Below are 11,784 nucleotides of genomic sequence, written 5' to 3'. Positions count from 1 at the left end.
TTTTGGCCTTAGCCCGTCCCCTGCTGCTAGACCGTGATGACGTTGTCCATTGCCCGGTACTTGGCGGGGACCTCGCCTGCGGTAATAATCGTTGCGTCGCGGAAGTCCGCGAACTTGACGGGCGCCACCATGCCAAATTTACTGGCGTCCGAGATTACGAAGCGTTTGGCGGTATGGCGCATCGAGATACGCTTGACCTGTGCTTCCTCGATATCCGGTGTGGTGAGACCTTGCTCGGCCGCGATGCCGTTGGATCCCCAAAAGCCGCAGTTGAAGTTATAGCGGTCCAGGGTTGCCAAGGCATCGGGGCCAACGAGCGCCTCGGTCTCGGGTTTGAGCTCGCCGCCCAGCACCACGGTACGCATGCCGCGCAAAGCAAGGTGCTGAGCATGGAGCACGGAATCGGTCACATAGGTGACGCCGTCGAGACGCGGAAGATGCTCGATGAGCTTGAGGGTCGTTGAGCCCGAATCGATATACACAAAGCTATCGGGCTCCACCAGGGCCGCGGCACGAGCACAGATGCGCTCCTTGTCATCGTTATGGAGATCACTGCGTTCGCTGATCGTCAAGTCGCGCGTCACGTGCGCGCGCTCCAGACTCGTCGCACCTCCGTGCACCTTGGCGATACGGTGCGCGCGGTCGAGCGTTTGCAAGTCACGGCGAATGGTGGACGGTGTCACGCCCAGGGCCTCGGCAAGTTCCGGCACGGTAACCGAGCCGGCCTGCTGCACCATCGACACGATCGCATTGAGCCTATCTTCCGCAAGCATCGCTTACTCCTCCTCGGGGTAGACGACTCCCCAATCGGCGCGGAGCTTGGTCATGAGCTCCATCACATCAGAAGCATAATCCAGAAGCTCACGCTTGGAATCGTCGCCGGCGACGGCCTGCTCGAGGTCAGCCATCTCGTAGCACAGGGCATAAGCCTCGGTGCCAGCGTGGACCTCCTCACGGCGACCGTCCGCAGTCCACACGATGGTCGCATGGTCGGCGCGCGGATACTCGTTGACCTCGATATAGCACTTGTCGAAGCTAATGACCGAACGCTTGGGCTGCTTGGAGTGGAGCGTGAGGCTCACCACGCCCAGCTGCTGTTCGGCATTACGGCAGACGATGCCGCCTGCAACGTCAACACCGGTCTCGCAGGTGTTGCCCAGCGAAACGACCTCAGCGGGCTGGCTTGCCATAAAGAGACGCATGACGGACAGGGCATACACGCCAATATCGAGCATGGCACCGCCAGCAAGGTTGCGGTTGTAGAAGCGATTGGTCAGATCGCCGTACTCCTTATAGCTACCAAAGTTGAGCTGAGCAAGGTTCATACGGCCAAAGTCGCCCGCATCCATGCGACGGCGCAGCTCCTGATACAGCGGCATGTGGAGCACCGTGGTGGCATCCATAAGAACCACGTTGTGCTCGTCGGCGATGGCACGGGCCTCGTCAAGCTCGGCGGAATTGAGGGTAATGGCCTTCTCGCAGAGCACGTGCTTGCCGGCGGCCAGCGCAGCACGCAGATAGGTGATATGCGTGTTGTGCGGCGTGGTGATATAGACGGCGTCGATGTCCGGATCGGCGTAGAGGTCCTCGACCGTCTCGTACACCTTCTCGACGCCATACTGCTCGGCAAAAGCCTGGGCTTTGGAAAGCGTACGGTTGGCGACACCCGCGAGCTTGCGGCCGGCCAGCGCGAGGGACTGGGCCATTTGGTTGGCGATAACACCGCACCCGATCACTGCCCAACGAAGCTCGGGAGCCGTAAAGATGTCGTTTGGGAACGGCTGATTCTGGACCGAGGCAAACGCCGCCTTTGCGGCTGCCTCGGCGTCGAGCGGAGCCTGTTTGGAATCTGCCATGATGTGCCTCCTGAGTCATCGGAAGTCCTTCATTTCTAACAACCCTATAGTCGCTCAATTGCGCGCGTATCTGCTCGTGTTTGCGTATTTATTTGTTTATCGGTCATTATTTAGCCATATTTTGCACATTTTTACGCGGTCATACGCATTAACACGCAATGCTATGCGCGATAATGCGCATGCGAGGATCCTTGTAAAGGATAAAGAAGCGGAACACCAAAGCCCAAAAAGGCAGAGCAGGCTGTCTTGCTCTTCCCCTCTAGGGGCATCAGGCATCAATGGACCGTCCCAAACTGCCGACACATGGGGACTGTCCCCAACTGCCGGGACTACTCATTTAAGTCTGTCCCCAATGAGCACAATCACTCATGTAAGTCTGTCCCCAATGAGTATTTAAGTCTGTCCCCAATGAGTGGGGATAGAAAAAGGCCCGGGTGCCGTGGGGCATCCGGGCCTTTGCTAGCAACTTGATGTTGCGGGCAGCTTAGAACTTGTGGCCGCACTTCTTGCAGACGCGCAGCTTGTTCTTGCCGTCCTTCTCGTGACCGACGCGGGTAACCTTACCGCACTCGGGGCAAACGAGATTGACGTTGGAGGCGTCGATAGGAGCCTCCTGCGAAACGATGCCGCCCTGCTGGTTGGCAGCGTTGGGCTTGACGGCCTTCTTGACGACCGAAACGCCCTCGACAACGACCTTGTTCTCGGCGGGGAGAGCACGCAGGACAACGCCCTGCTTGCCGCGATCCTTACCAGAGAGAACCTGGACCTTATCGCCCTTCTTGATATACATATATCTCCCCTAACTACAGGGTCTCGGGAGCGAGCGAGACGATCTTCATGTACTTCTTGTCACGAAGCTCGCGAGCGACGGGCCCGAAGATACGGGTGCCGACGGGCGAACCATCGTTGTTGATGACAACGCAGGCGTTCTCATCAAAGCGAATGTAGGAGCCATCCTTGCGGCGGATCTCCTTAACGGTGCGAACGACGACGCAACGGACAACGTCCTTCTTCTTGACGTTGGCGCCAGGGGTAGCCTCCTGGACAGCACCGATGAACACATCGCCGATGCCTGCATAACGACGCTTGGAACCGCCAAGCACCTTGATGCAGCGAATCTTGCGAGCGCCGGAGTTGTCGGCGACGTTCAGCATGGTTTGCATCTGAATCATGGTAGATGTTCCTCCGAACTAAGAACCGAAGAGAGGTGCGCTGCCTTTATACGGCCTGTGGTATGCAAGCCAGGCATACGCACATCTTCGGAAACGTACAAGTCGTAAGAGCGACTGCTTATTTAGCGCGCTCGACGACCTCGATGAGGCGCCAACGCTTCATCTTGGACATAGGACGGGTCTCCATAACGCGGACGGTGTCGCCCACGCCAGCCGTGCACTCCTCGTCGTGAGCGTGCAGCTTCTTGGAGCTGGTCATCATCTTGCCGTACTTGGGGTGACGCTTGCGCTCGGTGATGGTGACAACAATGGTCTTGGCACCGGAGACGGAGGTAACGACACCCGTACGGACCTTACGCGAGTTACGCGAATCAGTCATGTTCTCTCCTTAGGTCCTACTCGGCGACAGCGGACTTCTCCGCTGCGATCTCGCGGGCGCGCTGCTCCGTGAGGACGCGAGCGATGTCCTTCTTCACGGTGTTGACGCGAGCGGTGTTGTCCAGCTGGCTGGTAGCCATCTGGAAACGAAGGTTAAAGAGCTCGGCGCGCATTTCCTTCAGCTTCTCAACGAGCTGAGCGTCCGAGAGCTCACGAATCTCTGCGGGCTTCATTAGTTCTCCTCCTTGGCGGCGGCGGCGTCCTCAGCAGCCCACTTGGCCTCGAGAGCGGCCTCCTCAGCCATCTCCTTCTCGATGCGCTGCTCAGCGTTCTTGGCAGCAACAATCTTGGTCTTGATGGGGAGCTTGTGCTGCGCAAGACGCAGAGCCTCGCGAGCGACCTCCTCGGGAACACCCTTGACCTCGAACATGATGCGGCCGGGCTTGACGACGGCCACCCACTCCTCGGGGTTACCCTTACCAGAACCCATGCGAGTCTCGGCAGGCTTCTTGGTGATGGGCTTATCGGGGAAGATCGTGATGTAGACACGACCGCCACGCTTCATGTAGCGGGTCATGGCAATACGAGCGGCCTCGATCTGACGGTTGGTGATCCAATGGGCCTCGAGAGCCTGGATACCAAACTCGCCGAAATGCAGCTCGGTATTACCCTTGGCCTGGCCCTTCATGGAGCCACGCTGCACCTTGCGGTGAAGAATACGCTTAGGGGCAAGCACTACTGACCCCTCCTCTCGGAGTTACGACGACGAGGACGGGAAGAGCCCTCGAGTGCAGGGTTGGGAACAGGCTGGCCCGGGAGCTTCTCGCCCAGGTAAATCCAGACCTTCACGCCGCAAGCGCCCATGGTGGTGCTGGCGACAGCCGTGCCGTAGTCGATCTTGGCACGGAGGGTGTGCAGAGGCACGCGACCCTCGCGGTACCACTCACGACGGCCCATCTCGGCACCGCCGAGACGACCGGAGCACTGGATACGGATGCCCTTAGCGCCGGCCTTGCGGGCGGACTGGACAGCCTTGCGCATAGCGCGACGGAAGGCAACGCGGCCCTCGAGCTGCTCGGCGATAGACTGAGCAACGAGGTTGGCGTCGAGCTCGGGGCGCTTGATCTCGACAACGTCGACGGAGAGCTGGCCCTTGGAGACGCCAGCGACCTTCTCGAGCTCGGTGCGGAGGGTATCGATCTCGGCACCCTTCTTACCGATGACAACGCCGGGGCGAGCGGTGAGGATAATGACCTTCACCTTGTCGCCAGCGCGCTCGATCTCGACGCGGGAGACAGCTGCGCGGGAAAGACGCTTCTCGAGGTACTTGCGGATCTCGAGATCGTTACCGAGGGTCTTAGCGTAATCCTTCTCTGCGAACCAGCGGGAGCGCCAGTTCTCGGTGATGCCAAGACGGAAGCCGGTGGGGTAGACTTTCTGACCCATACAGCTTTACGCCTCCTTTCGAGGAGCAACGACGACGGTGATGTGGGAAGTACGCTTCAGAATGCGAGAAGCGGAACCCTTGGCGCGGGGACGGATGCGCTTAAGCGTCGGACCCTCGTCAACATAGGCAGCGGCGACAACCAGGTTGTCGGCACGCAGACCGTTGTTGTTCTCGGCGTTCGCAACGGCGGAACGGAGAACCTTCTCGACATCCACGGCGACGGCGCGGTCGCAGAAGTGGAGGATGTCGAAGGCCTGAGCGACAGGCTTGCGGCGGATCAGATCGACCACCAGGCGGGCCTTGCTGGGGGAAACACGCACGTACTTAGCGACGGCGCGAACCTCGGTGGCCTCAGTTTCAATAGACTTAGTTGCCATTTACGGTTAACCCCCTATTTGGCCTTGTGGCCACGGAACGTACGAGTCGGCGCGAACTCGCCGAGCTTGTGACCAACCATGGACTCGGTAACATACACGGGCACATGCTTGCGGCCGTCGTGGACGGCGATGGTGTGACCAACCATCTCGGGGAAGATGGTGGACGCGCGGGACCAGGTCTTCACGACGTCCTTCTTGCCAGCCTCGTTCATCGCGGTGATACGCGAGAGAAGGCGAGTCTCCACGAACGGGCCCTTTTTGAGACTTCTGCTCATAAGTGCTTTCTCCTAAAACTCGGTATCCGAAATTACTTCTTACGGCGACGAATGATGTGCTGGTTCGAGACCTTCTTCTTCTTGCGCGTACGAAGGCCCTTCGTCGGCTTACCCCAGGGGGTAACAGAGGGACGACCAGAGGTGTGGTTCTTGCCCTCGCCACCGCCGTGCGGGTGGTCGACAGGGTTCATGACGGTACCGCGGACGGTCGGGCGCACGTTCATGTGACGCTTACGGCCGGCCTTGCCGATGACGATGTTGGAGTGATCGGCGTTGCCGACCTCACCGACGGTGGCGCGGCAGGTAACGAGGATGCGGCGCATCTCGGAGGAAGGCATACGGACGATGGCGTACTTGCCCTCCTTACCCATCAGCTGGCAGGAGTTACCGGCGGAACGGGCGATAGCGGCGCCCTTGCCCGGCTGGAACTCGACGGCGTGGATGAGCGTACCGACGGGGATGTCGGCGAGGGGCAGAGCGTTGCCCGGCTTGATGTCGGCGTCAGAACCGGACATGATGGTCTGACCGACCTCGAGGCCCTTGGGGGCCAGGATGTAGCGCTTCTCACCGTCAGCGTAGTGCAGCAGAGCGATGCGAGCGGAACGGTTCGGATCGTACTCGATCGTGGCAACCTTGGCGGGCACGCCGTCCTTGTTGCGCTTGAAGTCGATCACGCGGTAACGACGCTTCACGCCGCCGCCCTGGTGGCGGGTGGTGATGCGGCCGTTGTTGTTACGACCGGCCTTCTTGGGCAGGGGCTCGAGAAGAGACTTCTCGGGCTTGGTGCAGGTGATCTCGGAGAAGTCGGAGATCGTCTGCCAACGCCTACCAGCGGAGGTCGGCTTAAGGTGCTTTACAGCCATTACAATCCCTTTCAATAGGAATCCGTTAGCCATCGCAGACAGGGATTCGAGGTTCTGCCTCGGGTGCGATGACACCGGACGTATACACGGTTCCGGGCGTGTCCATTTTATACGCCCAAAACCTTGAGCTCCCGCCTCCCCTATTTGGGAGGCATGAGCTCACTCAACAGCAGCGAGTCTTAGGCCTGGTTGCCAAAGACCTCGATGGTGTCGCCCTCGGCCAGCGTGACGATGGCCTTCTTCCAAGAACGGGTCTTGCCGGCGACATAGCGCACGCGCTTGGTCTTGGGCTTGACCGTCAGGGTGTTCACGCGAACGACCTTGACGCCGAAGATCTCCTCGACAGCGTCCTTGATCTGATACTTGTTAGCATCCTTGGCGACCTCGAACGTGTACTTGTTCAGCTCCATGCCGGAGAAGGAACGCTCGGACACGATCGGACGGATGATGATCTCGTGGGCGGTCATTTATGCAAGCACCTCCCCGAAGTGAGCGGCGATGTCGGCGGGCATCAGCACAGCGTTGTTGTTGACGAGATCGTAGGTGTTGGCCTCGTCAGCGGTGATGATGAACGTCTTGGGAATGTTGCGGAACGACAGGTAGGCGTTGACGTCCTCATCGCGAACGATGATGGTCAGACGCTTGCCCTCAAGACCGAGGGCCTTGAGCATGGCGACGGCAGCCTTGGTGGAAGGCTTCTCGAAGCCGTAGTCGTCGACGAGCACGAGCTCGCCATCGGCCAGCTTGGCGGACAGCGCGGAGCGCATAGCCAGCTTGACCTCCTTGTTGTTCATACGCTTAGCGTAGGAACGGGGCTTGGGGGCGAAGACAACGCCACCGTGACGCCACTGGGCAGCACGGATGGAACCCTGGCGGGCACGGCCGGTGCCCTTCTGACGCCAAGGCTTCTTGCCGCCACCGGAAACCTCAGAGCGACCCTTAGCAGACTGGGTGCCCTGACGCCAAGAGGCCATCTGGCACTTGACGATGTGGTGCATAACGTGGATGTTCGGCTCGATGCCGTACACCTCAGCGGCGAGCTCGGCCTCGGCGACCTTCTTGCCCTCGCTGTTCTTTACTTCAAACTTTGCCATTTAAGTGTTCTCCTTGGTATGACGCTGGGCTAAATGGGCTGGGCCCTTAGGCCATACGGATGGCGACGAGACCATTCTTGGCACCCGGGACAGCGCCCTTGACCAAGATGAGGTTCTGCTCGGCATCGATGCGGACAACGGAAAGGTTCTTGACGGTAACGCGCTCGTTACCCATGTGACCGGCCATCTTGACGCCCTTGAGGACGCGCGCAGGATAGGCGCACTGACCGATAGAACCGGGGTGACGCTGGAAGTGAGAACCATGCGTCATAGGACCGCGGCGCTGACCCCAGCGCTTGATGCGACCCTGGAAGCCCTTACCCTTGGAGGTACCGATGACGTCGACCTTCTCGACATCAGCGAAATCAGCGACGGTGACGACCTCGCCGACCTTGTGCTCCTCGCCGTTCTCGACGCGGACCTCACGAAGGAAGCGGACAGGCTCGACGCCAGCCTTGGCGAAGTGACCAGCCATGGGCTTGTTCACGTTCTTGGCCTTGATGTCGCCGAAACCGATCTGGACGGCGTCATAGCCGTCGGTTGCCTGAGTTTTAACCTGCGAGACAGCGCAGGGGCCAGCCTGGATGACCGTGACGGGAACGACGTTGTCGTCCTCGTCCCAAACCTGGGTCATGCCAATCTTGCGGCCGAGAATCATGCTGATCAAGATATGATCCCAACTCTCGCGTGGTCTTGGGACAATGCGTACACCACCGAGCGTACGCCCCTAGAGGACCACTACTTACACGACGTGCTCCCCAGCCTTGTATTTCGCCCGGACTACCTGACAACCCTATTAAGCAGGCATTTTGTCCAGCCAGAATACTCCCCTGGTTTCACACAGCTGTTTAGTATACACGGCTGCGGGCGTATCCATCGAGATTCATATTTCACTCACATTGTTTACGCAGGTAAAGTGCGTGGCACGTCTCCCGAGCACGGCGAGGGCCGGAGAAATATATTAAGGTCCCTGCTCTACAGTCCTGCGCAAGACGGAGAGCACATTAAGTGCTCTCCTTTGCGTGCGGAACTCGCGATGACCTTAATATATTTCTCCGGCCCTCGCCGTGCTCGGGAGACGACACGCTGATGTCTGCTTAACTCTGCTCGCTCAGGCTAATGACTTTGCTGGGGATCGATGATTTGCCGCAAGGTAAACTTGGATTGAGGCGTATCGCCCTCTTCTCCCGACTTTTCCTCATCGAAATCGAAGATCATGATGGCGCAGTTGGGGAGTTTTGTTGGGAGCTCAAAGTCCTCTGGGACGGCAGCCTTGATGAATTGGCGGCTGGCGCTGCCGTGGCTTACTGCTAGAAGGGTTTCGATACCATCGGCGTCCATGATATTGGTGAGGGTGTCTACCATGCGCTCTTGCAGCGCCTGGCTTCCTTCTCCTCCGAATGGGATTAAGTCCTCGCCTGGATCCCAGACGTCGGTGGGTAGCGCGTCGTGCGGGCCCTCTTCGAAGGTGCCGTAGCAGCGCTCGATAATGCCTTCGCAGGGCTCAACGTCAGCGTCTGCGCCGAGAAGCTCGGTTGCGACGAGGCTTGCCGTGGCCATGGCTCGGCCCGAAGGGGAGGAGACCACTTTATCGGGGACGACGCCGTGGGCTTTGAGCCATGCGGCTGCCATCCCGGCTTGCTGACGGCCTAAGTCGGTGAGCGGTGAATCGCAGCGACCCTGGACCAGCTTTTTGACGTTGAACTCCGTCTGACCGTGGCGGAGTAGATACAGTTTCTTCATGCTCTCCCCTTCTGCATCAGTTGCTTTATCGGCGTGGCCTTACTCGTGGGTATGGCCTACGTAGTCTTCGTCGATCGTAATCTTGGCAATCGACTTGGGATATTCCGATTCGACCCGTTGTGCCAGCGCGTGCTTTAAGTCTTCGGCACTCATCTGCAGATCCGAGGGACGCACGCAGTCAAAGATCACGTTGGTGTGCGTAGGACCCGGCACACAGCGTAGGTCATGAATCGAGAGGCGGTTATCGATCTCCTGAGCCATGGCGTGAATGCGCAAGCGCATGCTCGCCACCTTGGGGTCATCGGTCACGATGGGATCGTAGTGAAGCGTGACGATCATGCCGTCTTCGTCCCTAAACGACTGCTCGATGTTATCGAGCGTGTCGTGGCTTTCCAGCGGGCTGGCCTCGGCCGCCATCTCGGCGTGCGCACTTGCAAACTTCCTGCCCGGACCATAATCGTGAACCATAAGGTCGTGAACGCCCAAAACGCCGGGGTAGCTCATGATCTTGTCTCGAATGTGCTTGACCAGCTTAGGATCGGGTGACTGGCCCAAAAGCGGGCTCACCGTATCTTGAATAAGTTCAAGGCCGCTCCAGCCAATATAGGCGCCAACGGCAAGGCCAACCCATGCGTCAAGATTGATGTGCGTCACCTGCGAAACAATCGCACATGCCAGCACGGCGCCTGTGGCAAGGACATCGTTCTTGGAATCCTGCGCGGTCGCATGCAGCGTCTCGGACTCAATGTGATCGCCGAGCTTTTGGTTGAGGGCCGCCATCCACAGCTTTACAACCATCGAAAGCACTAGAACTGCCACCAGGGCAAGCGAGAACTCGACAGGTTCGGGGTGGATGATGCGCTCAACCGAGGACTTCACCAGCTCAACGCCGATCAGCAGCACGAGCGCCGCCACGACCAGACCCGAGAGATACTCGTAGCGGCCATGTCCGTAAGGATGCTCGGGGTCCGCCGGCTTGCTCGCCAGCTTAAAGCCCAGCACGCTCACGATATTCGAGCTGGCATCGGACAGGTTGTTCATGGCATCCGCCACAATCGAAACCGATCCCGACAGCACACCAATTGCGCCCTTCGCAGCACAAAGCGCAACATTAGCGAGAATACACACCATGCCCGTCAACGTGCCCACGCGCGCACGGTCGCCCTGCGCACGACGAACGATCCACTCGACCATCTTCATCAGCCCCCACGGTACTGCCTATATATATCTATTGCTCAAACGGATTGTAGTGTAGCCACTTTGTCCTTCAGATACAAAAAGGCCGCGACCCACACGGGCCACGGCCTTGGAGCATGGCAAAGGAATCGTCCTTGTGTCGCACAGGTTTACGCGCTTACTTCGGCCACGCTCTTCGAGGTTTCGGGTGAATCGGCTCCGTCCCCCATCGTCTGTCCCTTCGCCGGCACCACGCCAAAGCAGTAGCTCAGCGCCGCAGACACCGCAAATGCCACACCGCCGGCAGCGCAGCACCACAGCAGGTTCGAGATGCCGCCCGTGGCAAAGCCAATGACCATGAGGACATTCGTCATGCCGATGGTATAGGCCGTAACGTGGCCCACGGCTGCAACAAGGCCTCCGACGGCGCCGCCAATGGCCATGCACGTCAGGCACCTGCCATATTTAAAGCCGCAACCGTACAGCGCCGGCTCGCTTACGCCGCCAAGAACACCCGAGATTGAGTAGCCCAGCATGAGCGCCTTCTCGTCCTTATCCGCAACGCGAAGCGACGCGCCAAAGGGCATGCCCCAAACGGCGAACGTTGCCATCGTCGCGGCGATGAGGATGCACGAATCCGTTCCCACACTCATAAACTGTGCATAGGCGAGCGATAGGACAACGTTGCTGACGCCCGCGATCTTAAGGAACTCCCAGCCCGCGGCAAGCCCCATGAGCGTGAGCAGCGACACGATGCCACCGGAATTGCCAAGCATAAACATAAGCTGGCCCAACAGCATGCCCAGATAGCTGCCCGCCGGTGCCGTGATACACAGCGAAACCGGAACCATGACAAGCATGGTCGCAAACGGAACAAACGAAAACGCCACGGCCCTAGGGATAACGCGCTTAAAGAAACACTCCACTCGCCATAGCACAGGCACCGAAAGGAGAACTGGAATAACAGTCGTCGTGTAATCGTTGACCGGCGCGGGAAGCAGACCATACACGGAAGTCATCGATGCCCCCGTCGTCGATGCGGCATCGACGAGCTTGAGCAGATCGGGCGCAATCAATACGCCGCCCAGCATCATACCCAGCTGCTCCGAGCAACCGAGCTGGCGGGCGGCCGCCCAACCAAGATAGATGGGCAAAAAGTAGTAGCCGGCGTTATAGAGCCAACTGTAGAACAGGCGATAGATATCGGAATCGGCAGACCACAGGCCCAGCATGCCTTCGCCCATAATGACAGCGACGGTGCGGAACAACGCCGCGCAGACAATAAACGGCAGCGCCGACATCATGCTTTTGGACAGATAATCGACCACGGCCATGGCGTTTGATGAAACCGACGTTGTAAACGAGGTGTTAGAAACTTGTAGCATGGAACGCCTTTCCCAATA

At 59.1% G+C, this 11,784-nt stretch carries 16 protein-coding genes and 1 pseudogene; all 17 read right to left on the bottom strand.

What is annotated here, in order from left to right:
* Positions 1-26 precede the first annotated feature (26 nt).
* Entirely contained in the window at positions 27-773 is a 747-nt protein-coding gene (locus LK493_RS00355; protein WP_196022160.1) for a DeoR/GlpR family DNA-binding transcription regulator, read from the bottom strand.
* Between the two features lie 3 nt (positions 774-776).
* Complete coding sequence (locus tag LK493_RS00350) at positions 777-1,856, bottom strand: Gfo/Idh/MocA family protein (RefSeq protein WP_196022161.1); 1,080 nt, start codon at positions 1,854-1,856, stop codon at positions 777-779.
* A gap of 484 nt (positions 1,857-2,340) precedes the next feature.
* The gene (gene rplX, locus LK493_RS00345) at positions 2,341-2,646 is read right to left on the bottom strand and encodes a 50S ribosomal protein L24 (protein WP_006235043.1); all 306 of its coding nucleotides are present in this window, start codon (positions 2,644-2,646) and stop codon (positions 2,341-2,343) included.
* Between the two features lie 13 nt (positions 2,647-2,659).
* Entirely contained in the window at positions 2,660-3,028 is a 369-nt protein-coding gene (rplN, locus tag LK493_RS00340) for a 50S ribosomal protein L14 (protein WP_006235041.1), read from the bottom strand.
* Positions 3,029-3,146: 118 nt separating this feature from the next.
* Positions 3,147-3,407, bottom strand: coding sequence for a 30S ribosomal protein S17 (gene rpsQ / locus LK493_RS00335; RefSeq protein WP_006235040.1), 261 nt, complete (start codon positions 3,405-3,407; stop codon positions 3,147-3,149).
* Positions 3,408-3,423: 16 nt separating this feature from the next.
* A complete protein-coding gene (rpmC, locus tag LK493_RS00330) occupies positions 3,424-3,639 on the bottom strand; it encodes a 50S ribosomal protein L29 (RefSeq protein WP_006235039.1) in 216 nt (71 codons plus the stop codon).
* A gap of 86 nt (positions 3,640-3,725) precedes the next feature.
* Positions 3,726-4,142, bottom strand: a pseudogene (gene rplP, locus LK493_RS00325) (50S ribosomal protein L16); the annotation flags it as partial.
* Positions 4,142-4,852 carry a 30S ribosomal protein S3 gene (rpsC, locus tag LK493_RS00320; RefSeq protein ID WP_006235037.1) on the bottom strand — a complete coding sequence of 237 codons (711 nt, stop codon included), beginning with the start codon at positions 4,850-4,852 and terminating at the stop codon, positions 4,142-4,144. The gene rpsC and the pseudogene rplP, both read right to left, overlap by 1 nt.
* Positions 4,853-4,858: 6 nt before the next feature.
* The gene (gene rplV, locus LK493_RS00315; RefSeq protein WP_006235036.1) at positions 4,859-5,230 is read right to left on the bottom strand and encodes a 50S ribosomal protein L22; all 372 of its coding nucleotides are present in this window, start codon (positions 5,228-5,230) and stop codon (positions 4,859-4,861) included.
* A 14-nt stretch (positions 5,231-5,244) separates the two neighbouring features.
* Positions 5,245-5,505 (bottom strand): 30S ribosomal protein S19, encoded by a 261-nt coding sequence (gene rpsS, locus LK493_RS00310; protein ID WP_006235035.1) that lies wholly within the window; start codon positions 5,503-5,505, stop codon positions 5,245-5,247.
* A 32-nt stretch (positions 5,506-5,537) separates the two neighbouring features.
* Entirely contained in the window at positions 5,538-6,368 is an 831-nt protein-coding gene (gene rplB, locus LK493_RS00305; protein WP_022094198.1) for a 50S ribosomal protein L2, read from the bottom strand.
* A 179-nt stretch (positions 6,369-6,547) separates the two neighbouring features.
* Positions 6,548-6,835, bottom strand: coding sequence for a 50S ribosomal protein L23 (gene rplW / locus LK493_RS00300; protein WP_022094197.1), 288 nt, complete (start codon positions 6,833-6,835; stop codon positions 6,548-6,550).
* Positions 6,836-7,462 (bottom strand): 50S ribosomal protein L4, encoded by a 627-nt coding sequence (gene rplD / locus LK493_RS00295; RefSeq protein ID WP_006235032.1) that lies wholly within the window; start codon positions 7,460-7,462, stop codon positions 6,836-6,838.
* Positions 7,463-7,508: 46 nt separating this feature from the next.
* Positions 7,509-8,129, bottom strand: a complete 621-nt coding sequence (gene rplC / locus LK493_RS00290; protein ID WP_035137484.1) for a 50S ribosomal protein L3 — start codon at positions 8,127-8,129, stop codon at positions 7,509-7,511.
* A 449-nt stretch (positions 8,130-8,578) separates the two neighbouring features.
* Complete coding sequence (locus LK493_RS00285) at positions 8,579-9,205, bottom strand: histidine phosphatase family protein (RefSeq protein ID WP_227789748.1); 627 nt, start codon at positions 9,203-9,205, stop codon at positions 8,579-8,581.
* A gap of 39 nt (positions 9,206-9,244) precedes the next feature.
* Positions 9,245-10,399: a cation diffusion facilitator family transporter gene (locus tag LK493_RS00280; RefSeq protein ID WP_227789883.1), complete on the bottom strand. Its 1,155-nt coding sequence runs from the start codon at positions 10,397-10,399 to the stop codon at positions 9,245-9,247.
* A 152-nt stretch (positions 10,400-10,551) separates the two neighbouring features.
* Positions 10,552-11,766 (bottom strand): hypothetical protein, encoded by a 1,215-nt coding sequence (locus LK493_RS00275; protein WP_227789747.1) that lies wholly within the window; start codon positions 11,764-11,766, stop codon positions 10,552-10,554.
* Between the last annotated feature and the right edge of the window lie 18 nt (positions 11,767-11,784).

It is taken from the genome of Collinsella aerofaciens, assembly GCF_020709435.1.
Lineage (GTDB): Bacteria > Actinomycetota > Coriobacteriia > Coriobacteriales > Coriobacteriaceae > Collinsella > Collinsella aerofaciens_AU.
The sequence above is the reverse complement of the archived record's forward strand: the minus strand, read 5'-3'. Positions and strand labels throughout refer to the sequence as shown.